Origin of the sequence: Bordetella petrii (assembly GCF_000067205.1) — a bacterium.
Classification (GTDB): domain Bacteria; phylum Pseudomonadota; class Gammaproteobacteria; order Burkholderiales; family Burkholderiaceae_B; genus Bordetella_A; species Bordetella_A petrii.
Map to the genome: position 1 here is coordinate 341,385 of NC_010170.1, position 21,875 is coordinate 363,259.

At 66.5% G+C, this 21,875-nt stretch carries 26 protein-coding genes; 11 read left to right on the forward strand and 15 right to left on the reverse strand.

Features of this window, described 5'->3' with window-relative positions; translation table 11 throughout:
• Positions 1-131: 131 nt before the first annotated feature.
• A complete protein-coding gene (locus tag BPET_RS01525; protein WP_012247330.1) occupies positions 132-1,637 on the reverse strand; it encodes a tripartite tricarboxylate transporter permease in 1,506 nt (501 codons plus the stop codon).
• Between the two features lie 21 nt (positions 1,638-1,658).
• On the reverse strand, positions 1,659-2,123 hold the full coding sequence (locus tag BPET_RS01530) for a tripartite tricarboxylate transporter TctB family protein (RefSeq protein ID WP_012247331.1): 465 nt from the start codon (positions 2,121-2,123) through the stop codon (positions 1,659-1,661).
• 266 nt (positions 2,124-2,389) lie between these two features.
• Here BPET_RS01530 and BPET_RS01535 point away from each other — a divergent pair, with 266 nt between their 5' ends.
• Positions 2,390-2,794, forward strand: a complete 405-nt coding sequence (locus BPET_RS01535) for a MarR family winged helix-turn-helix transcriptional regulator (protein ID WP_012247332.1) — start codon at positions 2,390-2,392, stop codon at positions 2,792-2,794.
• A 181-nt stretch (positions 2,795-2,975) separates the two neighbouring features.
• Here BPET_RS01535 and BPET_RS01540 read toward each other — a convergent pair whose 3' ends face one another.
• Positions 2,976-3,488: an acyl-CoA thioesterase gene (locus BPET_RS01540; protein ID WP_012247333.1), complete on the reverse strand. Its 513-nt coding sequence runs from the start codon at positions 3,486-3,488 to the stop codon at positions 2,976-2,978.
• 157 nt (positions 3,489-3,645) lie between these two features.
• Between BPET_RS01540 and aqpZ the strand changes: the two genes are divergently transcribed.
• Together aqpZ and BPET_RS01550 are read left to right on the forward strand one after the other, a co-directional pair.
• A complete protein-coding gene (gene aqpZ, locus BPET_RS01545) occupies positions 3,646-4,350 on the forward strand; it encodes an aquaporin Z (protein ID WP_012247334.1) in 705 nt (234 codons plus the stop codon).
• Positions 4,351-4,431: 81 nt separating this feature from the next.
• The gene (locus BPET_RS01550; RefSeq protein ID WP_041862620.1) at positions 4,432-5,307 is read left to right on the forward strand and encodes a dienelactone hydrolase family protein; all 876 of its coding nucleotides are present in this window, start codon (positions 4,432-4,434) and stop codon (positions 5,305-5,307) included.
• A 12-nt stretch (positions 5,308-5,319) separates the two neighbouring features.
• On the opposite strand, the gene BPET_RS01555 is transcribed toward BPET_RS01550, so the two are convergent.
• Positions 5,320-6,321: an MBL fold metallo-hydrolase gene (locus BPET_RS01555; protein ID WP_012247336.1), complete on the reverse strand. Its 1,002-nt coding sequence runs from the start codon at positions 6,319-6,321 to the stop codon at positions 5,320-5,322.
• Positions 6,322-6,372: 51 nt separating this feature from the next.
• A complete protein-coding gene (locus BPET_RS01560) occupies positions 6,373-7,287 on the reverse strand; it encodes a LysR substrate-binding domain-containing protein (RefSeq protein ID WP_041862622.1) in 915 nt (304 codons plus the stop codon).
• Between the two features lie 127 nt (positions 7,288-7,414).
• On the opposite strand from BPET_RS01560, the gene BPET_RS01565 reads away from it, so the two are divergent.
• Genes BPET_RS01565 through BPET_RS01575 form a run of 3 tightly spaced genes read left to right on the forward strand, consistent with a single transcriptional unit; the run spans position 7,415 to position 9,079 of the window.
• Positions 7,415-7,675, forward strand: a complete 261-nt coding sequence (locus BPET_RS01565) for a DUF2917 domain-containing protein (protein WP_012247337.1) — start codon at positions 7,415-7,417, stop codon at positions 7,673-7,675.
• Positions 7,672-8,292 (forward strand): 2-hydroxychromene-2-carboxylate isomerase, encoded by a 621-nt coding sequence (locus BPET_RS01570; RefSeq protein WP_012247339.1) that lies wholly within the window; start codon positions 7,672-7,674, stop codon positions 8,290-8,292. Before BPET_RS01565 ends, BPET_RS01570 begins: the two co-directional genes overlap by 4 nt.
• Positions 8,293-8,329: 37 nt before the next feature.
• The gene (locus BPET_RS01575; protein ID WP_012247340.1) at positions 8,330-9,079 is read left to right on the forward strand and encodes an SDR family oxidoreductase; all 750 of its coding nucleotides are present in this window, start codon (positions 8,330-8,332) and stop codon (positions 9,077-9,079) included.
• A gap of 54 nt (positions 9,080-9,133) precedes the next feature.
• Here BPET_RS01575 and BPET_RS27035 read toward each other — a convergent pair whose 3' ends face one another.
• From BPET_RS27035 to rpe, 7 genes are all read right to left on the reverse strand, one after another.
• On the reverse strand, positions 9,134-9,301 hold the full coding sequence (locus BPET_RS27035) for a hypothetical protein (protein WP_085970197.1): 168 nt from the start codon (positions 9,299-9,301) through the stop codon (positions 9,134-9,136).
• Between the two features lie 54 nt (positions 9,302-9,355).
• A complete protein-coding gene (gene trpC / locus BPET_RS01580; RefSeq protein ID WP_012247342.1) occupies positions 9,356-10,144 on the reverse strand; it encodes an indole-3-glycerol phosphate synthase TrpC in 789 nt (262 codons plus the stop codon).
• Entirely contained in the window at positions 10,141-11,172 is a 1,032-nt protein-coding gene (trpD, locus tag BPET_RS01585; protein WP_012247343.1) for an anthranilate phosphoribosyltransferase, read from the reverse strand. Before trpD ends, trpC begins: the two co-directional genes overlap by 4 nt.
• A 15-nt stretch (positions 11,173-11,187) precedes the next feature.
• On the reverse strand, positions 11,188-11,754 hold the full coding sequence (locus tag BPET_RS01590; RefSeq protein WP_012247344.1) for an aminodeoxychorismate/anthranilate synthase component II: 567 nt from the start codon (positions 11,752-11,754) through the stop codon (positions 11,188-11,190).
• 51 nt (positions 11,755-11,805) lie between these two features.
• Positions 11,806-13,326, reverse strand: coding sequence for an anthranilate synthase component I (gene trpE / locus BPET_RS01595; protein ID WP_012247345.1), 1,521 nt, complete (start codon positions 13,324-13,326; stop codon positions 11,806-11,808).
• Positions 13,327-13,536: 210 nt separating this feature from the next.
• Entirely contained in the window at positions 13,537-14,250 is a 714-nt protein-coding gene (locus tag BPET_RS01600) for a phosphoglycolate phosphatase (RefSeq protein WP_012247346.1), read from the reverse strand.
• Between the two features lie 7 nt (positions 14,251-14,257).
• Positions 14,258-14,989, reverse strand: coding sequence for a ribulose-phosphate 3-epimerase (gene rpe, locus BPET_RS01605; protein WP_012247347.1), 732 nt, complete (start codon positions 14,987-14,989; stop codon positions 14,258-14,260).
• 104 nt (positions 14,990-15,093) lie between these two features.
• Here rpe and apaG point away from each other — a divergent pair, with 104 nt between their 5' ends.
• The 5 genes from apaG to BPET_RS01630 are packed head-to-tail and all read left to right on the forward strand — an operon-like array spanning position 15,094 to position 19,770.
• Positions 15,094-15,468, forward strand: a complete 375-nt coding sequence (gene apaG, locus BPET_RS01610) for a Co2+/Mg2+ efflux protein ApaG (RefSeq protein WP_041862624.1) — start codon at positions 15,094-15,096, stop codon at positions 15,466-15,468.
• Between the two features lie 32 nt (positions 15,469-15,500).
• A complete protein-coding gene (gene mltA, locus BPET_RS01615) occupies positions 15,501-16,793 on the forward strand; it encodes a murein transglycosylase A (protein ID WP_012247349.1) in 1,293 nt (430 codons plus the stop codon).
• Entirely contained in the window at positions 16,790-17,959 is a 1,170-nt protein-coding gene (locus BPET_RS01620) for a UbiH/UbiF family hydroxylase (RefSeq protein WP_012247350.1), read from the forward strand. The genes mltA and BPET_RS01620 overlap by 4 nt, the downstream gene beginning before the upstream one ends.
• A gap of 19 nt (positions 17,960-17,978) precedes the next feature.
• Positions 17,979-18,785 carry a DsbC family protein gene (locus BPET_RS01625; protein WP_012247351.1) on the forward strand — a complete coding sequence of 269 codons (807 nt, stop codon included), beginning with the start codon at positions 17,979-17,981 and terminating at the stop codon, positions 18,783-18,785.
• 28 nt (positions 18,786-18,813) lie between these two features.
• Entirely contained in the window at positions 18,814-19,770 is a 957-nt protein-coding gene (locus tag BPET_RS01630; RefSeq protein WP_041863387.1) for a D-2-hydroxyacid dehydrogenase family protein, read from the forward strand.
• 239 nt (positions 19,771-20,009) lie between these two features.
• Here the strand turns inward: BPET_RS01630 and BPET_RS01635 are convergent, their stop codons facing one another.
• From BPET_RS01635 to folB, 3 genes are all read right to left on the reverse strand, one after another.
• Positions 20,010-20,198, reverse strand: a complete 189-nt coding sequence (locus BPET_RS01635; protein ID WP_041862625.1) for a hypothetical protein — start codon at positions 20,196-20,198, stop codon at positions 20,010-20,012.
• Between the two features lie 231 nt (positions 20,199-20,429).
• Complete coding sequence (ttcA, locus tag BPET_RS01640; RefSeq protein ID WP_012247354.1) at positions 20,430-21,404, reverse strand: tRNA 2-thiocytidine(32) synthetase TtcA; 975 nt, start codon at positions 21,402-21,404, stop codon at positions 20,430-20,432.
• A gap of 8 nt (positions 21,405-21,412) precedes the next feature.
• Positions 21,413-21,781, reverse strand: coding sequence for a dihydroneopterin aldolase (gene folB, locus BPET_RS01645; protein ID WP_012247355.1), 369 nt, complete (start codon positions 21,779-21,781; stop codon positions 21,413-21,415).
• Positions 21,782-21,875 lie beyond the last annotated feature (94 nt).

The window sequence follows — 21,875 nt, forward strand, 5'->3', positions numbered from 1 at the left end:
CCGCAGCAATGTGGTTGTGCGCGTTCTTGCCGGAGCCGGTCCGGCGCACAAAAAAAATGCCAGACACCGAGGCGTCTGGCACAGGTAACGCAAAATACGGTCTTGCCGGCGCCCGGGGCGCCGGCAAGGGGTCAGTCTTCTTCGACGAAGGTTTCCTGGCGCTTCTTGCGGATCGACGGCAGGGCCACCAGCACCACCAGCACCGCCGCGGCGGCCAGCAGCGAGGCCGACAGCGGACGCTCGACGAAGGTGAAGAAGTCGCCGCGCGACAGCAGCAGGGCGCGCCGGAAGTTCTCTTCCATCATGGGGCCCAGCACCAGGCCCAGCAGCAGCGGGGCGCCTTCGCACTTGAGCTTGGCCCAGAAGTAGCCCACCACGCCGAACACCGCCGTCGTGTAGATATCGAAGGTGTTGTAGTTCAACGAATACACGCCGATCGTGCAGAACACCAGAATGGCCGGGAACAGGATGCGGTAGGGCACCTTCAGCAGCTTGACCCACAGCCCGATCAGCGGCAGGTTCAGCACCACCAGCATCAGGTTGCCGATCCACATCGAGGCGATCAGGCCCCAGAACAGGTCCGGGTGGCTGGTCATGACCTGCGGGCCGGGCTGAATGTTGTGGATGGTCATGGCGCCGACCATCAGCGCCATCACGGCGTTGCCCGGAATGCCCAGGGTCAGCAGCGGAATGAACGAAGCCTGCGCGCCAGCGTTGTTGGCCGATTCAGGGCCGGCCAGGCCGGCCGGGTGGCCCTTGCCGAAGCGCTCGGGTTCTTTCGACAGCTTCTTTTCGAGCGTGTACGACGCGAAGGCCGACAGCACCGAGCCGCCGCCCGGCAGAATGCCCAGCATCGAACCCAGCGCCGTGCCACGCACGATGGCGGGCGTGGCTTCGCGGATTTCTTGGCGGTTGGGGTACAGCGAACCGATCTTGTCCTGCAGTTCGACGCGGTTTTCTTTCTGTTCGAGGTTCGAGAGGATTTCAGCGAAGCCGAACACGCCCATGGCCACGATGGCGAAGTCGATGCCGTCTTGCAGTTCGGGGATGCCGAAGTCGTAGCGGGCCACGCCCGAGTTGACGTCGGTGCCCACCATGCCCAGCAGCAGGCCCAGCAGAATCATGCAGATGGCCTTGGGCAGCGAACCCGAGGCCAGCACCACGGCGCCGATCAGGCCCAGGGTCATCAGCGAGAAGTACTCGGCCGGGCCAAACTTGAACGCCACTTCGGCCAGCGGGGGCGCGAAGGCGGCGATCAGCATGGTGGTGACGCTGCCCGCGAAGAACGAACCGACGGCAGCCAGCGACAAGGCCGCGCCGGCTCGGCCGTTACGCGCCATCTGGTGCCCGTCCAGCACGGTCACCACGGCGGATGTCTCGCCTGGCAGGTTGACCAGGATGGCGGTGGTGGAGCCGCCGTATTGCGTGCCGTAGTAAATGCCCGCCAGCATGATCAGGCCGGCCACCGGAGGCAGCACGTACGTGATGGGCAGCAGCATTGCGATGGTAGGCACGGGCCCCAGGCCCGGCAGCACCCCGACCAGCGTGCCCAGGATGCAACCCAGCAGGGCGTACAGCAGGTTTTCGGGAGTGAACGCGACGGAGAACCCGAGCGCGAGGTGTTCCAGCAATTCCATGATCTTGTCTTCCCCTTGTGTTTAATTCATGCCCAGAAACGACGGCCACAGCGGGAAGATCAATCCCAGACCCTTGATAAACGCCAGCCAGCAGAACACCACCAGGAAAATCGCGTTGACGACGGCGACTTTCCAGCTGAACTCATAGCTGGCGATACTGCTGAGCAAGACCAGCAGGAACAGCGACACGTAGAGACCCAGCGGGCGCAGCAGCAGCCCGAACAGGACGACGGAACCGATGATGATGAACAGGATCTTGAAATCGAATTTCTCGACCGTGGTTTCGGTGGCCTTGGGGGACATCGCGCCGAGGGCCACGGTGGCGCCCAGTATGGCCAGGCAGATGCCGAGCCAGAAGGGGAAATAGCCGGGGCCCATGCGGGCGGAAGTGCCCATGTTGTATTGGGTGGCCCCAAGCGCAAATCCCAGGCCGATAAGGGTGAACATCACCCCTGACCAGAAATCCTGCTTGTTCCTTAGCTGCATAGAAGGTCTCCGTATTGTGCCGTGCCGGGTTGCTGGAACCCGAAAGGCGGAGACGCAGTGCCGATGGACGCATGAGGCTTGGACATGAAACATATAAAAAAATATGGCACGGCGGCGCCAGCCATATCGGGTTCTGCAAGCGTCCGGACACTCAGCGCACCGCCAGCACGCATAGTCCAAGTCGGGTGGATCGTAGCACGATGTAGTTTAGAATTCTGTCGGTAAATCCTCTAACCATCCGGAGAGGTGATATCGAAACCCGGGAATTGCAACCGGCCGATTTTGCAACCCTGGCCGAGTTCCGCTACGCGCTGCGGCGCTTCACTGTTTTCAGTGAAGCCGAGGCCCATGGCCAAGGGTTGTCGCCGCAACAGCATCAAGCCTTGCTTACCATCAAAGGTAGCGGAGCGCAGGCGCTCACCGTGGGCGAGTTGGCCGAAAAACTCTGCGTCAAGCACCATAGCGCCGTCGAACTCATCAGCCGGCTGGCGCGCATGGGCATGGTTGCGCGTTCCGTCGACCCGGCCGATGGCCGCCGCGTGCGCGTTGCGCTCACGCCCCTGGCCGAGGCCAAGCTGCAGGCCTTATCTGCCGTCCATCTCGAACAATTGCGCCGCATCCGGCCGCTTTTGATCAAGTTGCTCGATAAATTCGGCCCTGCAACTCGCTAAAAAAACGTACATCAGATGGACACTCGCCCTAGGCGGGGGACGCGTGGCGCGTCCGACCTCGGGCCCGGAGCGTCGCATCGCCTCCTTCGTTACACAGAGCTGAATACACGCACTAGGGAAAGTCCCGAGGTGATGGTGGCCAGGTTCGTTGCGAAGCTGCAACAACCGTGCCTGTGTGCCTTCAGGCGACCGGATCGGCCGAGGGGTCCTGCACCCGTTGCTTGATGTCGTGATGGTGCTTTTCCATGGCCTGGCGCAGTTCGCGGCGTTCGCGCGCCGCTTCATACCGCTGCCTGTCTTCCAGCGTGCGCAACTCGCGTTGCGGCACGGCCGTGGGCTGGCCGTTGTCGTCCACCGCCACCATGGTGAAGTAGCAACTGTTGGCGTGCCGAACGACTTGGCGGCGGATGTCTTCCGTAATGACCTTGATGCCGATTTCCATCGACGTGCGGCCGGTGTAGTTCACCGACGCCAGGAAAGTGACCAGTTCGCCCACGTGGATGGGCTGGCGGAAAACCACCTGGTCGACCGACAGGGTCACGACGTAGTGGCCGGCGTAGCGGCTTGCGCACGCATAGGCAACTTGGTCCAGATACTTCAGAATGGTTCCGCCGTGGACATTGCCTGCGAAGTTGGCCATGTCCGGCGTCATCAGGATGGTCATCGACAGTTGGTGGCTGGCTGGTTCTTGCATGGCGTCAAGGTGAAATGGAAAACGCCATGGTAATCGCTGCGCACACTGTCCAGGCATGCTGAATTGGCGTCATGGCGCTGTGCTCTTTGCAAAGCTTCACTTTAGGGTTGATGTGGTTGCGATACGCTCACTGCGGTTTTTACCTGGAGAAAGCATCATGTCTTCGTTGTCCAAGCGTTGCACGGCCGAGCTCATTGGCACCTTCTGGTTGGTTCTTGGCGGGTGCGGGACCGCGGTCCTGGCCGCCGGCTTTCCCGAACTGGGCGTCGGTTTCGTGGGGGTCGCGCTGGCGTTCGGCCTGACGGTCCTGACCATGGCGTACGCCGTAGGCCATATATCCGGTGGGCATTTCAACCCCGCCGTCACGGTGGGGCTGGCCGTGGGTGGGCGCTTCCCCATGCGCGAGGTGGTTCCCTATGCCGTGGCGCAGGTCATCGGCGCCGTGATCGGGGCCGCGGTGCTGGCCTGGATCGCCAGCGGCAAGCCGGGCTTCGACCTGGTGGCCAGTGGTTTCGCGGCCAACGGCTACGGCGAGCATTCTCCCGGCAACTATGCATTGAGCGCCGCGCTGGTGTGCGAGGTCGTGCTGACCTTCGGCTTCCTGTTCGTGATCCTGGGCGCGACCGACAAGCGCGCGCCGGCAGGGTTCGCCCCCATCCCGATCGGCCTGGCGCTGACGCTCATCCACCTAATCAGCATTCCGGTCACCAATACCTCGGTGAACCCGGCCCGCTCCACCGGCCCCGCGCTGTTCGTGGGGGGGTGGGCGCTCGAACAGCTTTGGCTGTTCTGGGTCGCGCCGATCGCCGGCGCCATCATTGCGGGGCTGGCCTACCGCTGCCTGGGACGCGAAGACAGGTAAATAAAACGGCAAGACGGGACTCGCGGCCGGATGCATAATGGTTTCCGGCCGCGCGCGGGCGGCCCCTCAAGGAGACCTGCCATGTCCCGAGATTCGCAGTTCGACAGCCTGCTGCCGCCCTTGCGGCTGGACAGGCGCGCATTCGTGGCCACTGCTCTGGCCACGGGTTTCACCGCCGCCACCGGCCATGCGGCCGCGGCCACCGCCATCACCACGCCATCGGCCGGCCTCGATGCCGGGCCGGTACAGATCCCTGTGGCGGGCGGCAGCATGCCGGCCTATCGCGCCGCGCCGCAGGGCGCCAAGGCGCTGCCCACCGTGCTGGTCGTGAACGAAATCTTCGGCGTGCACGAATACATACAGGACGTGTGCCGCCGGCTGGCCAAGGCGGGCTACCTGGCCGTGGCGCCCGAGCTCTTCGCGCGCCAGGGCGACGCGTCCAAGTACACCGAGGTCGCCAAGCTGGTGGCCGAGGTGGTCAACAAGGTGCCCGACGATCAGGTCATGGCCGATCTCGACGCCACCGCAGCCTGGGCCGCCCAGCATGGCGGCGACCCGAAGCGGCTGATGGTCACTGGTTTCTGCTGGGGCGGGCGCATTGTGTGGCTGTACGCGGCGCACAATCCGCATCTACGCGCCGGCGCCGCCTGGTACGGGCACGTGCGCAACACGACCAGCCCCATCAAGCCGGCGGATCCGATCCAGCTGGTCGACCGGCTGGCCGCGCCGGTACTCGGCCTTTATGGCGCGGCGGACGCCGGCATCTCGGTGGCCGACGTCGAGCAAATGCGCGAAGCGCTGGGCAAGGGCCCGGAAGCCGCCCGGAAGTCGGAAATTCGCCTGTACAAAGACGCGCCCCACGGCTTTCATGCCGACTACCGGCCCAGCTACCGCAAAGAGGCTGCCGAAGACGCCTGGCGCCGCATGCTCGACTGGTTCGAGCGCTACGGCGGATAAACCGGCCCGCGGCTAGGGCCGGGCAGGACGCTGCCGCAGCGGCGCGTATTCCGCCGGCACCCAGGCGTAACCCTGGCCATCGGCGCGCACATGGCCCAGGCCCGGGAACGGCAGGTGCGCGCCGGCCACCCACAACCCGTCGCGCGCGGTGTCTGCGAAGACTTTCTTGCGGCTGGCAATGGCCTGGGCGCTGTCCACGTCGAACTCTATGGCGACTTCCGGCCGGGCGAATTGCACGGCGTGGCTGTGCACGATGTCGCCCCAGACCAGCAGGCGTTGCTTGCCCGAGGTGAACAGGTACGAGGTATGGCCTGGCGTGTGGCCGTGCGTGGGCACGGCCTGCACGCCCGGCAGCAGCGTGTCGTCGGGTTGGTAGGTAAGGAATTTGCCGGCAGCCTGGTATGGCGCGGCCGCGTCGCGCGACATCTTGAACATGGGCTGCACGTCGGCCGGCGCCTGCGCCGCCACGGTGGTGCTCAGCCAGAAATCAGCCTCGGCGCGGGCGGCGTACACATCGGCATTGGGAAACAGCGCCGCGCCTTCGGGCGTGAGCAGCCCGCAGGCGTGGTCGGGATGCAGGTGCGTGAGCAGCACCGCGTCGACCTGTTCGGGCTGGAAGCCCGCGGCGCGCAGGTTGCCCGCCAGGCCGCCGGCCGTGGGCCCCAGGCACGGGCCGGCGCCCGTATCCACCAGCACCACCTGTTTGCCGTTTTGCACGACGTAGCCATTGACCGCGGTTTGCACGCCGGGATCGACGGGCACGAACATGGCGGCCAGCAGGGTTTGAATATCCTGGGCGCTGGCCCCGCTGAGAATGGACGGGTCCAGGTCGACATAGCCGTCGTACAGCGCGGTGACGACGAAATCGCCCAGCGCCATGCGGTAGAAGCCGGGCGCCTGGGCGGCCTGGATAGGGGCGGCGGCCAGTGCCGGGCCGCCGGCCAGCAGGGTCGCGGCGGACAGGACTAGCGCGCCCAGTGTGCGGCGTGGCGGGAAACAGGCCGGAAAGCGCATGAGAAAGTGCTCCGTGTAGGCTGGCGGGAAGTGGCTCGAGAATAGCGCGAATCAATCCAGCACGCGCGCCGTGGCGCGCGCCTGGGCGGCCAGCCAGTCGGCCACGATGTCCACCTCGGCCGAGCGTGGCTGCGTGCCGCGGATCATCCAGTACGCATGGCGGGCAGCGCTTTGCAGCGCGTCGCCCACGGCGACCAGCCGTTGCTGCGCCAGCAGCGGCTCGACCAGCGCGCGCCGCCCCAGCGCGACGCCATGGCCGGCCAGCGCCGCATGCACGACCTGGTCGTACTGGTTAAAGCGCAGCATGCCCTTGGGCCGCGCGTTGCCCAGTTCGCATACTTGCAGCCATTCTGCCCATTGCAGCCAGGGGCGGGTGGGGTCGTCGAATTCCAGTAGCACCAGGCCGGGCAGGGTGCCGGCATCCAGCCTGGCAATACCCAACGAGGGATGCGCCACGGGCACGACAGCTTCGCCGAACAGCCACAACGCGCCGTCGGGCGCGGCTTCGCGCGGGCTATAGCGAATGGCGATGTCGACGCCGTCGCGGTCAATGTCCAGCACCCGGTTGTCGGCGGCCACGCGCACATCGACGGCGGGGTGCGCCGCCTGGAACTCGCCCAGCCGGGGCAGCAGCCACAGCGATGCCACCCCGATGGTGGTGGTGACCGTGACCGGTGTGCGACGCTCGGGCGCCCGCCATTGCCCGGCCAGCTCGCCCAGCTGCGTCAGCCAGGGGTCGGCCATGCGGAATAACTGCGCGCCTTCCGCGGTGAACGACACCGAGCGGAAGCCGCGCGACAGCAGCGTGACGCCCAGGTGTGCCTCAAGGGCGCGGATCTGGCGGCTGACCGCGGACTGCGTTACATGCAGGTCTTGAGCCGCGGCGGTAATGCTCATGCGCCGCCCGACGGCCACGAAGCCGCGGACCAGGTCCAGCGAAGGCAGTTTCGATAAAGGGTATGGCATTCTGTAGACGCATGCGAATGAGGCGTGAAAATCGGTTGAACAATCATACGCTTCAACGTTCAATGGGGCTGGACGAGTCATTTTCTTTGTGCGCGGCTTGCGGGCCGCGCGGCGCCCAGGAACCGCCATGGCCACTGCCCCGATCCGCCTGTATTGCATAATGGGAATGTCACTGGCCCTCTCGGGTCGGACGGCCGTGCGCTTGAGGCAAGCCCGCGGCCTGCGTATTCTGTGCGAGTCCGGCACGGTGTGGGTGTCGCAAGACCGTTGCCGCGAAGATCATGTGCTCGGCGCCGGCGAAACCGTGCGGCTGCGCGGCAATCGCGATATTGTTCTGAGCGGCCTGCCCGATGCGCGGGTCGCCTTCATCCTGGAGCCCCCTGCATGAATGCCCCTGCCTTGCCTTGCGAAATGTGGTTCGACTTTGCCAGCCCCTACAGCTACCTGGCCATTGAACGGGTCGGGCCGCTGGCGCGCCAGGCGGGCGTCAGCGTGGCGCTGCGGCCGTTCCTGCTGGGTCCGATTTTCCAGGCGCAGGGCTGGAACGACTCGCCGTTCCGGCTGTTCCCCGGCAAGGGGGCCTACATGATGCGCGACATCGCGCGCCTGGCCGACAAGTACGGCCTGGCCTACCGGCGGCCCAGCCAGTTTCCGCGCATGAGCGTGCTGTCGGCGCGCGTGGCCCTGCTGGGGCAAGACCAGCCATGGGGGCGCGACTTCTGCCTGGCGGTGTTTCGCGCCAATTTCGTCGACGACCAGGATATCCAGGACGAGGCCGTGGTGGGCGCCATACTCGACCGCCTGTCGCTGGACCGGCCAGCGCTGCTTGCGCAGGCGCGCCAGGAAAGCACCAAGGAAGCCCTGCGCCGGCAGGTCGACCGTGCGCGCGAACTGGGTATTTTCGGCGCGCCCAGCCTGATGGTGGGGCGCGAAATGTTCTGGGGCAACGATCGCCTCGAAGATGCGCTGCAGTGGGCAGCGCGCGGGCCTGCCGCGCAAGCGTAGCGTGCTGTCCGCCACTCAAGACCCAAGGAGCCAGGCAATGCCGGATAAAGTCATGATCGTTACGGGCGCCAGCCGCGGCATAGGGGCGGCGGTGGCCTTGCTGGCCGCGCGGCGCGGCTATGCGGTCTGCGTCAACTATCGCCAGCGCCGCGATGCCGCCGATGCGGTCGTGGCGGCCATCCAGGCCGAAGGCGGCCGCGCGGTCGCCATGGCGGGCGATGTGGCAGACGAAGCGCAGGTGGTGCGGCTGTTCCAGGCCGTCGATCGCGAGCTGGGCCGGGTCGATGCGCTGGTGAACAATGCCGGCGTGCTGGACACCCAGATGCGCCTCGAAGACATGGACGCCGCGCGAGTCTCGCGCATCCTGGCTACCAATGTGGTGGGCGCGCTGGTCTGCTGCCGCGAGGCGGTGCGCCGCATGGCGCCGCGCCATGGCGGCCGCGGGGGCGCCATCGTCAACGTGTCGTCAATGGCGGCGCGGCTGGGTTCGCCGGGTGAATACATCGATTACGCCGCGTCCAAGGGGGCGCTCGACACCCTGACCATCGGGCTGTCAAAAGAAGTGGCGGCCGACGGCATCCGCGTCAACGCGGTGCGGCCGGGCGCCATCTATACCGAGATGCACGCCAGCGGCGGCGAACCCGGCCGGGTCGACCGCGTGGCCGGCTCCATCCCGATGCAGCGCGGCGGCACCCCGCAGGAAGTCGCCAATGTCGTGATGTGGTTCGTCTCGGACGAAGCCAGCTACACCACCGGGTCGTTCATCGACGTCTCGGGCGGCAGGTAACGAAGGCACGCAGCCCGCAGCGAAACATTCACGCCGGGCAGCCTGCCCCGGCGCTTATCGGCCGGTGTTGGGGTAGTTTGGCCCGGCGTCATGGAACCCGCCATTGCTGTACGGGTTGACGGCGCCCGGGTGGGGCGGGCCGGGCTGGTGGTCGCCGCTGGCGCAGCCGGCCGCCAGCAGCACGGCGGCGAGCAGCGGCAGCAAGAATAGACGTGGCTTCATGGTGAACCTCCTGTCAGCAATCCACCGCACGGCGATCCGGGGTGGAGTTTCACCTTAGCCCATCAACCGGGCCAGTTCCACGCCCGGGTCTTCCGCGCGCATGAAGGCTTCGCCCACCAGGAAGGCGTGAACCTGGTGGCTGCGCATGAGCTTGACGTCCTCGGGCGACAGAATGCCGCTTTCGGTAATGACCCGCTTGCCGGCGGGAATCTGCGGCAGCAGGTTCAGCGTGTTCTGCAGGCTGGTCTCGAAGGTGCGCAGGTTGCGGTTGTTGATGCCCAGCAAGGGCGTTTTCAGGCTCAGGGCAATGTCCAGCTCCTTAGCGTCATGCACCTCGACCAGCACATCCATGCCCAGTTCCATGGCCAGGGTTTCCAGTTCGCGCAGTTGCGACGGCGCCAGGGCCGCCACGATAAGCAGCACGCAGTCGGCTCCCATGGCCCGCGCCGAGATCACCTGGTAGGGGTCGATGACGAAGTCTTTGCGCAGCACGGGCAGCGGGCAGGCAGCGCGGGCGCGCCGCAGGTTGTCGTGCGAACCCTGGAAGAACTGCACGTCGGTCAGCACCGACAGGCAGGCCGCCCCGTGCACCGCATAGGTGGCGGCAATGGCGGCGGGGTCGAAGTTCTCGCGCAGCACGCCCTTGGACGGCGAGGCTTTCTTGATTTCGGCAATGACGCCGGCCTTGCCCTGGGCGATCTTGTCTTCGATGGCCTGAGCAAAGCCGCGTACGTCCTGCCGGGCCTGCGCCTCGCGCAGCAGCTCGGCTTCGCTGCGCATTTGGCGAGCAGTCGCGACTTCCTCGGCCTTCACGGCGAGGATCTTCGCAAGAATATCGTTCATTTCTGGAATTTCCGGGTATATGCGCAGAACTCTTCCAGCTTGGCGCGGGCCGAGCCGTTAGAAATCGTTTCAAAAGCTAGCGACAACGCCTGCCCGATGGTGTCGGTCTTGTTGCCGGCGTAGATGGCCAGCCCGGCATTCAGCGCGACAATGTCGCGGGCGACGCCTTCGACATTGTCCAGCGCCTGAATGACAAGCTCACGCGACTCTTCGCGGTTGGCCACCTTGATGCCCCGATTAGACACCATCGAGAGGCCGTAGTCTTCAGGGTGGATTTCATATTCGCGGATTTCGCCGTCCTTCAGTTCGCCCACCAGGGTGGCGCTGCCCAGCGAGGCTTCGTCCATGCCGTCCTTGCCGTGCACGATCAGCACATGGCGCGAGCCCAGCCGCTGCAGCACGCGCACCTGGATGCCGACCAGGTCGGGGTGGAACACCCCCATCAACTGGTTGGCGGCGTTGGCCGGGTTGGTCAGCGGCCCCAGGATGTTGAAAATCGTGCGCACGCCCAGTTCCTTGCGTACCGGCGCCACGTTTTTCATGGCGCTGTGGTGGGCCGGCGCGAACATGAAGCCGATGCCGGTGGCCTGGATGCATTCGGCCACCTGCTCGGGGCTGAGCGTCAGGTTGGCGCCCAGGGCTTCCAGCACGTCGGCGCTGCCCGACGACGACGACGCGCTGCGCCCGCCGTGCTTGGCGATCGGCACTCCGGCGGCGGCGGCCACGAACATGGCGGTGGTGGATATGTTGAACGTGTGGCTGCCGTCGCCGCCCGTGCCGCACATGTCGAGCAGATCTTGCGGGTTGGGCGTGACCACCGGCGTGGCGAACTCGCGCATGACTTGCGCCGCCGCGGTGATTTCGCCGACGGTTTCTTTTTTGACGCGCAGCCCCATCAGCAGCGCGCTGGCGATCTGCGGCGACATCTCGCCGCGCATCAGCATGCGCATCAAATGCAGCATTTCGTCGTGGAAAATCTCGCGGTGTTCGATGCAGCGCGTCAGGGCTTCGGCGGGCGTGATGGTCATGGTGGTGTCCCCTTCTTATCGGATGTTCAGGAAATTGCGCAGCAAGTCGTGGCCGTGTTCGCTCAGCACGGATTCGGGGTGGAACTGTACTCCGTACAAGGGCAGCGTCTTGTGTCGCACGCCCATGATGTCGCCGTCGGGCGCCGTGGCGGTGACTTCCAGGCAGTCGGGCAAGGTGTCGGGCGCGATGGTCAGCGAGTTGTAGCGGATTGCCGTGTAGGGCGAGGGCAGGCCGGCGAACACGTCGGTGCCCTGGTGGGTGATCTGCACGGTCTTGCCGTGCATGATCTGCTGGGCCCGCACGATGTCGCCGCCGTAGGCGGCGCCAATGGCCTGGTGGCCCAGGCACACGCCCAGGATGGGCACCTGCCCGGCAAAGCGCTGGATCAGCGCCACCGAGACGCCGGCTTCGGCCGGCGAGCACGGGCCGGGCGATACGCAGATGCGGTCGGGTTTCAGGGCGGCGATCTCGTCGAGCGTGATCTGGTCGTTGCGAGCCACTCGTACGTCTTCGCCGAGTTCGCCGAAGTACTGCACCAGGTTGTAGGTAAAAGAATCGTAGTTATCGAGCATCAGAAGCATGGGGCACCTGCGGAATAAGTTGCGCGGTCGGTAGGGGTGGGGCGGCGGGCCTCAGATGGGTTCGTCCAGGCCGTGCTGCACCTGTTCGGCCGCGCGCAGCACGGCGCGCGCCTTGGCTTCGGTCTCGGCCCATTCGAGTTCGGGGTTCGAGTCGGCCACGATGCCGGCGGCCGCCTGCACATACAGCATGCCGTTCTTGATGACGCCAGTGCGAATGGCGATGGCCACGTCCATTTCGCCCCCGTAGCTCAGGTAGCCGGCCGCGCCGCCGTAGATGCCGCGGCGCACCGGCTCGAGCTCGTCGATGATCTCCATGGCCCGGACCTTGGGCGCGCCCGTCAACGTGCCCGCCGGGAACGCCGCGCGCAGCACGTCCATGCTGCTCATGCCGGGGTTCAGGTTGCCGGCCACGTTCGACACCAGGTGCATGACGTGCGAATAGCGTTCGATGGTCATGGTGTCGGTAACCTTCACCGAGCCCACCTCGGCTACCCGGCCCACGTCGTTGCGCGCCAGGTCGATCAGCATGACGTGCTCGGCGATTTCCTTGGGGTCGGCGCGCAGTTCCTCGGCCAGCGCCAGGTCTTGCTCGGGCGTGGAGCCGCGTTTGCGCGTGCCGGCCAGGGGGCGGATGGTGACCTGGGACTTGGCCTCGCCGTTGTCATGAACCTGTTCCTGGCGCACCAGGATCTCGGGCGACGAGCCCACCACCTGGAAGTCGCCGAAGTTCCAGAAATACATGTAGGGCGACGGGTTCAGCGAGCGCAGCGCGCGGTACAGCGACAGCGGGGCGTCGCGGAACGGCTTGGAGATCACCTGCCCCACCTGCACCTGCATCAGGTCGCCGGCGGCGATGTATTCCTTGGCGCGGCGCACTGCCGCCAGGTAGTCTTCTTTCTTGAAATCGCGCTGTTCCTCGGTCTGCATGCTGGCGTGGCTGTACGGAATCTCGACCGGGCGGCGCAGCCGGCCCCGCAGGTCCAGCAGGCGGCGCTGGGCGCGGCTGTAGGCCTCGGGCTGGGTGGGGTCGGCGTACACCATCAGGTAGGTGCGGCCGGCCAGGTTGTCGACGATGACCAGTTCGTCGACGTGCATCAGCATGATGTCGGGCGTGCCGCCGTCCATGCCGGCCGGGAAAGGCTTGACCGCCGGGCCCAGGCGGGGCTCGATGTGCCGCACGGTGTCGTAGCCGAAGTAGCCGGCCAGGCCGCCGCAGAAGCGCGGCATGCCGGGGCGCAGGGCCACCTTGAAGCGGGCCTGGTACTGCTCGATGAAGGCCAGCGGGTCGCCCTGGTGGGTTTCGACCACCTGGCCGTCGCGCAGCACTTCGGTGGTGGTGCCGCTGGCGCGGATCACCACACGGGCCGGCAGGCCAATGAACGAATAGCGGCCGAAGCGTTCGCCGCCCACCACGGACTCCATCAGGCAGCTCATGCGGCCGCCTTGCGGGCCGCTGTGCGCCAGCTTCAGGTAAATGGCCAACGGGGTGTCGAGATCGGCGTAGGTTTCGGCCACCAGCGGAATGCGGTTGTATCCCTGGGCGGCCAGCGCGTTGAATTCGATTTCGGTCATGTGGGTCTCGTGGGTTTTCAGGTTCTACGGACCAGGCACACAACAAAAAAGCCCGGTCCAGTTGCGGTTCCGGGCTTTGGCGCTGTTTTCATACAGCTTCGGCACTAGGCGGCGGATGCGTCCAGGGCCGGGAAGGGAATTATCGCCACCCGGAAGACAAACGCCACCAACGCCACGAGGCGTTGCGCATTTGGTTCGAGGGGCGAGCGTTCATTTGGCGGGTTTCTGCAATAAATTTTGCCGGTCGGCGTTCCAGAGGGCGATCCACTGGGCGGCTTCGGCAATGTTGGCAACTATACCATCGACATCCAGTCCGTGCACGTCCTGGCCTTCGTTGTAACCGTAAGGGACGGCCAGCACCTGCATGCCGGCGGCGCGGCCCGCCTGGGCATCGTTGATGGAGTCGCCGATGGCCACTGCCTGGCCCGGCGTCACGCCCAGGCGCTCGCAGGCGTACAGCATCTGGTCGGGGTCGGGCTTGCGGCGCGCGCAGGTGTCGCCGCACACCACTTCCTGGAAGAAACCGGCCAGGCCGGTGCGTTGCAGCAAGGGCAGGGTGAATTCGGTGGGCTTGTTGGTGACCACGGCCAGCTTCAGGCCTTGGTCGCGCATGGCTTTCAGGCCGTCGATCACCCCGTCGAACACCGTGGCCTTGTCGCCGTTGACCAGGTGGTAGTGCCGGTAGAAAGACTCGCGCGCCTGCGCGAACAGGGCCGGATCGGGGTCGGCATCGTGCAGCGAGCCGGCCAGGGCGCGCCGTACCAGGTTGTCGACCCCCTTGCCTACGAACGTGGCCACGACCTCTTCGCGCAGGGCCGGCATGCCCAGTTCGATGCGCATGGCGTTGGCTGCGTGGGCCAGGTCGGGGATGGAGTCGAGCAGGGTGCCGTCCAGGTCGAGCAGCACGGCGTGGAAAACGGTCATGGCGGCCTCAGGCGGACAGGGTTCCGGCCTTGGCGATTTCACCGCGCAAGGACTGGATGACGGCCGCGTAGTCGGGGTGGCCGAAAATGGCCGAGCCCGCCACGAAGGTGTCGGCGCCGGCCGCGCGGATTTGCGCGATATTGTCGACTTTGACGCCGCCGTCGACCTCGAGCAGGATGGGCTGGCCCCCCGCCTGCATCCAGCGGTCGATGCGGGCGCGGGCGTCGCGCAGCTTGTGCAGCGTGGCAGGAATGAAGCTCTGGCCGCCGAAGCCCGGGTTCACCGACATCAGCAGCACCACGTCGAGCAGATTCATGACGTGATCCATGGCGTCCAGCGAACTGGCCGGGTTGAACACCAGCCCGGCCTTGCAGCCGTGGTCGCGGATCAGCGACAGGGTGCGGTGCACGTGGCGCGAGGCGTCGGGGTGGAAGGTGATGATGTCGGCGCCCGCCTTGGCAAACTGCGGCACCAGCTCGTCCACCGGCTCGACCATCAGGTGCACGTCGATGGGCACCTGAACGTGCGGCCGGATCGCGGCGCACACCATCGGCCCGATGGTCAGGTTGGGCACGTAATGGTTGTCCATGACGTCGAAGTGGATCCAGTCGGCGCCTGCGGCGACGACGTTGCGCACCTCTTCGCCCAGGCGGGCGAAGTCGGCGGACAGGATGCTGGGGGCGATGCGGGTGGCGGCCGGGGATACAGAGGGCATGATGTTCGGGGTTTCCGCGGGCATAATGTGCCATTATTGTAGTTTGCCGCAGCTGAATGCCGCCTGGCCCGGCCTTGCCCGCCGCCCGGCATGCCGCTCAACCGCCCAGCGCCCACCGGGAAAGGCCCTTGAAACCGTACGACCTCACCGTCACCGTTGTTCCCCGCTTCGTGCCCGAGCAATCCGACCCCGCCGAACAGCAGTACGTGTTCGCCTATACCGTGCGCATTACCAATACGGGCGAGCACCCCGCGCAGGTAATCAGCCGCCACTGGATCATCACCGACGGCAACCAGCGCGTGCAAGAAGTGCGCGGCCTGGGCGTGGTGGGCCAGCAGCCGCTACTGGCGCCGGGCGAAACCTTCGAATACACCAGCGGCTGTCCGCTGAACACGCCGGTGGGCACCATGCGCGGCACCTACCATTGCGTGGGCGAGAACGGCATTCCGTTCGAAGTGCCCATTACCGAATTCCTGCTGGCCATGCCGCGTACCCTGCACTGACGCCCGCATGCCGTCTTTTTCCTGTCTAGGTTATGAAGCGTTTCCTTAGCCTGTTGTGCCTGCCGCCGCTGCTGGCGGCCTGCAGCCTGTCGGAAGTCCCCCCCGAATCCGGCCTGCCTGGCCAGCCCGGCGCTGCCGCGCCCGCGCCGGCCGGCCCGCTGGTGGTGCCGCCGCTGTCGGCCTTGCGCGATACCCCTGCGCGCGCGCTGGGCGGGCGGTTTCAGCGCGTAGGCTGGGCTGACCTGCCGGGTTGGTCCAACGATGACTTGTCGCAGTTCTGGCCACTGTTCATCCGCAACTGCAAGGGCCTGATGCGGCCCACCAGCGGCAATCTGGCGGCGCCGGCGCGCGCCACGCCGCGCGCCTGGCAGCCGGTTTGCGCGGCCGCCGCCGACCCTGCCCGCGCCCCCGGCGACGCCGCCGCCATGCGCCAGTTCCTGCAGACGTACCTGCAGCCGTGGCGCCTGAATGGCGCCGACAACCGCCCGGCCGCGAACACGGTCACGGGCTATTACGAACCTCTGGTGCGCGGCTCGCGACGCCAGGGCGGGCCTTACCAGTGGCCGCTGTACGCCGTGCCCGACGACCTGCTCACCATCGACCTGGGCGCCGTGTACCCCGAACTGGCGGGCAAGCGGGTGCGCGGCAAGCTGGTGGGCAAGCGGGTGGTGCCGTACGACACCCGCGCGGCCATCGAATCTTCTGGCAAACGGCCGCCGGCCATTGTCTGGATCGACGACCCGGTCGACAATTTCTTTTTGCAGGTGCAGGGCTCCGGCCGCGTACTGCTCACCGATGGTCCCGACGCCGGCACCACCATCCGGGTCGCCTACGCCGACCACAACGGCCAGCCGTATGCCTCCATCGGTCGCTGGCTGATCGCACAGGGCGAACTGCGCGCCGACCAGGCTTCGATGCAAAACATCCGGGCCTGGGCGCAGCGCAACCCCGACCGGGTGCCTGAAATGCTCAATGCCAATCCGGCCGTGGTGTTCTTCCGCGAAGAAGCCGTGGTCGACCCCGAACTGGGGCCCAAGGGGGCCTACGGCATCCCGCTCGCGCCGCGCCGCTCCATTGCGGTAGATACCGGTTTCGTGCCGTTGGGCACGCCCGTATACCTGGCCACCACCTGGCCGGCCTCCGATCGGCCGCTGCAGCGCCTGGTGTTCGCTCAGGATACGGGGGCGGCCATTCGCGGGGCCGCGCGCGCCGATTTCTATTGGGGCTATGGCGAAGAGGCCGGCGCCCAGGCCGGCCGCATGAAGCAGCGCGGCCAGATGTGGGTGCTTTGGCCCAAGCAGGCCGGGGAGCCCAGCGCGCGATGACTCACCAGATCATTGTCTGCGGGGCCGGCATCGTCGGGCTGGCCAGCGCGCTGGCCCTGGCGCGGCGCGGGCAGCGAGTTGCCCTACTGGCGCCCGCCGCCACTGTGCCGGCCGCCGACCCCGACGCCTATCACCCGCGCGTCTATGCCATTTCGCCGGCCAGCCAGCGCTTCCTGGCCGAGTTGGGCGTCTGGGATGCCATGCCCGCGGCGCGCATCATGCCCGTGCAGGCCATGGAAATCCACGGCGATGCCGACGGCCGGGTGGACCTGAGCGCCTGGCAGGCCGCGCAGCCGCAACTGGCCTGGATCGTCGAGTCCGGCGAAATCGAGCGCGTGCTCATGCAGGCCGTGCGCATGTTCGGCATTCCGTGGCTGCCCGAGCGCTGCGTGGGCTACCGCGACGGCGCGATCGAGACCAGCTCGGGCGAATGGCTGCGGGCCGAATTGTTCGTCGGCGCCGATGGCGCGGCTTCGCCGCTGCGTACGGCTGCCGGCATGCCGCACACGTCTACGCCTTATCAAGACACTGGCCTGGTGGCGCATTTCGATGCCGAGCGTGCGCACCATGGCACGGCCTTCCAATGGTTCCGAGACGACGGCGTGCTGGCCCTGCTGCCTTTGCCCGACACATCCGCCGGCCCGCAAGTGTCGATGGTCTGGTCCATGCGCAACGCGCAGGCCCAGCCGCTGCAGTCGCTGGCGCCCGATGCGCAGGCGGCGCAGCTTGAACAGATGCTGGCGCATGCCTCACATGGACGCCTGGGCCGGCTGCGCATGCGCAGCAAGCTGCATGGTTTCCCGCTGACGCTCGAACAGGCCCGCATGACAGCCCCCGGCATCGCGCTGGCTGGCGATGCCGCGCATCGCGTGCATCCGCTGGCCGGGCAGGGCCTGAACCTGGGGCTGGGCGATGTCGAGGCCCTGGCCCGCGTGGTGGCTGGCCGCGAACCGTATCGCGCGGCCGGCGATGCCCGCGTGCTGCGGCGCTATCAGCGGGCCCGCGCCGAATCGGTCTTCGCCATGCGCCTGGCCACCGACGGCCTGTACCGTCTGTTCGGCGCGCGCGCCGCGCCGCTGGCCTGGCTGCGCAACGCCGGCATGCAATGGGTCGACGCTTCCCCCTTCCTGAAGCGCCACTTGATCGACGGGGCCTCGCGCAACTAGCCCGCCCCAAGGAGTACTGATGAATTCCCGCTTTCCCGCCCTGTTGGCCCGCGCGCTGTGCGCGGCGGGACTTATCCTGGCATCGGGCGCCTGGGCCGGGCAGGACCCCGCCACGAAAGACCAGGTCTATTCCACCGTGCCCGGCGCCAGCGCTCCGGCCGGCAAATCGTATTCCACCGAATCGGTGTCCGATCCGGTGGCGCAGGCCGTCAAGGAACGCTTCGCGCAGCGCTTTTCCGAGCTCAGCGTGACAGCGGTGCGCCGCACCCCCTACGGCATTTTTGAGGTCCAGCTGGGCGGCGACCTGGTCTACACCGACGAAAAGGTCACGTGGGTCATGGAAGGCCCGCTCATCGACGCCATGACGCGCCGCGACGTCACTCGAGAGCGCCAGGAAAAGCTCGGCTCGGTCGCTTTCGACGAATTGCCGCTCGATCTCGCCGTCAAGCTGGTGCGCGGCGACGGCTCGCGCAAGATTGCCATCTTCGAAGACCCCAACTGCGGCTACTGCAAGCAACTGCACAAGACACTGCAGAACGAAGACAACCTCACCATCTACACCTTCCTGTTTCCCATCCTGGCTCCCGATTCAAAGACGAAGTCGCGCGATGTCTGGTGCGCCAAGAACCCCGCGCAAGCCTGGGAAGACTGGATGCTGCGCGGCAAGACGCCCGCCACCGCCGAGTGCGAGGCGCCTATCCAGCAGGTGCTGGCCCTGGGGCAGAAGCTGATGGTACGAGGCACCCCCGCGATTTTCTTCCAGGACGGCACCCGTCTGAATGGCGCGGCCCCTCTCGAAATGATCCAGGCCCGCCTGGGTAAATGACCGGAGACTCCGCATGAACACCGATGTCATCAAGGTTGCGCTGCTCGACGACTACCACGGCGTGGCCGAACGCTACGCCGACTGGACCACGCTGGGTCCGCAGGTCCAGGTGCAGTCGTTTCGCGATTACTTGCCCGAAGGCGAGCGCGCCGCGGCGCTGCAATCGTTCGATGTCATCGTGGCCATGCGAGAGCGCACGCCGTTTCCGGCGCAACTGGTCGAAGCGCTGCCCAGGCTGCGCCTGCTGGTCACCACCGGCCTGCGCAACCTGGCCATCGACCTGGACGCCTGCTCGCGCCAGGGCATCGTGGTATGCGGCGCGCCGGGCAGTTCCGATGCCAATACCGCCACGGCCGAACTGGCCTGGGCGCATATCCTGGCGCTGTTCAAGAACCTGACCGTCGAAGACGCCAACATGCGCCGCGGGCTGTGGCAAACCGGCATGCCGCGGCCGCTGGCGGGCAAGTGCCTGGGCGTGCTGGGCCTGGGCAAGCTGGGCACGGCGGTCGCCCAGGTGGGCAAGGCCTTCGGCATGCAGGTGCAGGCCTGGAGCCCCAACCTGACGGCCGAGCGGGCCGAGGCCGCTGGCGCCCAGTTCGTGTCCAAGCATGAATTGTTCGCCAACGCCGACGTCATCAGCGTGCACCTGATTCTCAGCGAGCGCACCCGCAACGTGGTGGACGCCGCGGCGCTGGCCGCCATGAAGCCCACGGCTTTCCTGGTGAATACGTCGCGCGCCGGACTGGTGGACCAGGCCGCGCTGCTGGATGCGCTGCGCAAGGGACGCATCGCCGGCGCGGGGCTGGATGTTTTCGCCGAAGAACCGCTGCCGCCCACCGACACCCTGCGCGCCCTCGACAACGTGGTGCTGACGCCGCACTTGGGCTACGTCAGCCCCGAGAACTTCACCGCGTTCTACCGCAGCGCGCTCGAAGCCGTGCAAGCCTGGATGGCCGGCAAGCCGGTGCGGGTGCTCAACGCGTAACGGCCGCGGCGCCATTTGCCAGGGGCCGGTGATTGCCAGGTGTCAGACTCCGAAGGTGTCTGACACCGTTCGATTGAGACGGCCTACGCATGCTTCGGTGTCAGACACCTTCGGAGTCTGACACCTGGCAGTAGCGACACCTGGCAGTAGCGACACCTGGCAGTAGCGACACCTGGCTGTAGCGACACCCGGCCGTAGCGCAACGCTCATCCGCCGCCGCGAGGCGGCCAATCACAGGCTTACAGCCTGGCAAACACCACTTTCTGTTCCGCCATCGCGGCATCGCCATCAGCCGGGCTGCTGGCACACGCGTCGCCAGCGTCCTCCCGCGGGTCTTCCGGATCTATCGGGTCGAACGCCGTATCGCCGTTGGCGTCGGGCCTGCCGGTGGGCTTGAGCCCCGCGAAGTCGAACAGGCCGCGATCCATCAGGTGCGGGTGCTCAACGCGTAACGGCCGCGGCGCCATTTGCCAGGGGCCGGTGATTGCCAGGTGTCAGACTCCGAAGGTGTCTGACACCGTTCGATTGAGACGGCCTACGCATGCTTCGGTGTCAGACACCTTCGGAGTCTGACACCTGGCTGTAGCGACACCTGTCGGTAGCGACACCTGGCCGTAGCGCAACGCTCATCCGCCGCCGCGAGGCGGCCAATCACAGGCTTACAGCCTGGCAAACACCACCTTCTGTTCCGCCATCGCGGCATCGCCATCAGCCGGGCTGCTGGCACACGCGTCGCCAGCGTCCTCCCGCGGGTCTTCCGGATCTATCGGGTCGAACGCCGTATCGCCGTTGGCGTCGGGCCTGCCGGTGGGCTTGAGCCCCGCGAAGTCGAACAGGTCGCGATCCATCAGGTGCGAGGGCACGATGCGAGACAGGGCGTTGAACACATTCCAGGAACGGCCGGGATGCCGGCGATCCCATTCCTGGATCATGCGCGACACTTCCTGGCGCTTCAGGTTTTCCTGCGAGCCGCACAGGTTGCACGGAATGATCGGGAACTGCTTGAATTTCGCGTAGGCCACCAGGTCGTGTTCGGGCACATAGGCCAGCGGCCGGATCACGGTGTGGCGGCCGTCGTCGGAAACCAGCTTGGGCGGCATGGCCTTGGCCTTGCCGCCGTAGAACAGATTCAGGAAGAACGTGGCCAGGATGTCGTCGCGATGGTGGCCCAGCGCGATCTTGGTGGCGCCCAGTTCGCCCGCCACGCGGTACAGAATGCCGCGCCGCAGCCGCGAGCATAGCGAGCACATGGTCTTGCCCTCGGGAATCACCCGGGTCACGATCGAATACGTATCCTGCGTCTCGATGTGGAACGGCACGCCCAGCGAGGTCAGGTAGTTGGGCAGCACCTCGGGCGGGAAGCCCGGCTGTTTCTGGTCCAGGTTGACCGCCACGATGTCGAACGAAAACGGCGCGCGCTTGCGCAGGCTGAGCAGGATGTCCAGTAGTGCGTAGGAGTCTTTGCCGCCCGACAGGCACACCATGACGCGGTCGCCCGCTTCGATCATGTTGTAGTCGGCTATGGCGCGCGTGGTTTCGCGCGCCAGCCGCTTGGACAGCTTGTTGCCTTCGTGGCGGATTTTTTCTTCAGCCGGCGTGCGCGCGGCGGTGGGTGAGTCGATGAGGTCTTGCATGGTCAGAGTCAGCCGGCCTGGCGATTGAGCTGGATTTCCACTCCCACGGCGGCGCAGTCCGAGAACGCCATGGGCTTGCTGATGCGTAGCCGTAGCGCGCGCACCTCGTCGAAGTCGCGCAGCAGGCGCGCCGCGACCCGTTCGGTCAGCGTTTCGATCAGGTTGACGTGCGCCTGGGTGCATTCTTCGACGATGGCTTCGCGCAGCCGCCGGTAATCGAGCACGCTGTGAATGTCGTGGTCGTCGACGCTGCGGGTGATGTCCACGTCGAACTCGGCATCGATGTGCAGCGGCTGGGTGGCCCGGCGTTCGTGTTCGAGAATGCCGATGCGGGCATCCAGCGCCAGCCCGGAAAGAATGATGCGGCGTGTAGGCATGATGAATACCTGGAAGGGAGAACCGGAATTGTAAGGCGGGCGGGGCCCCTGGCTACAATTCGCCTGGTGCGCCCGCGCGGCGCATGGCATTGCC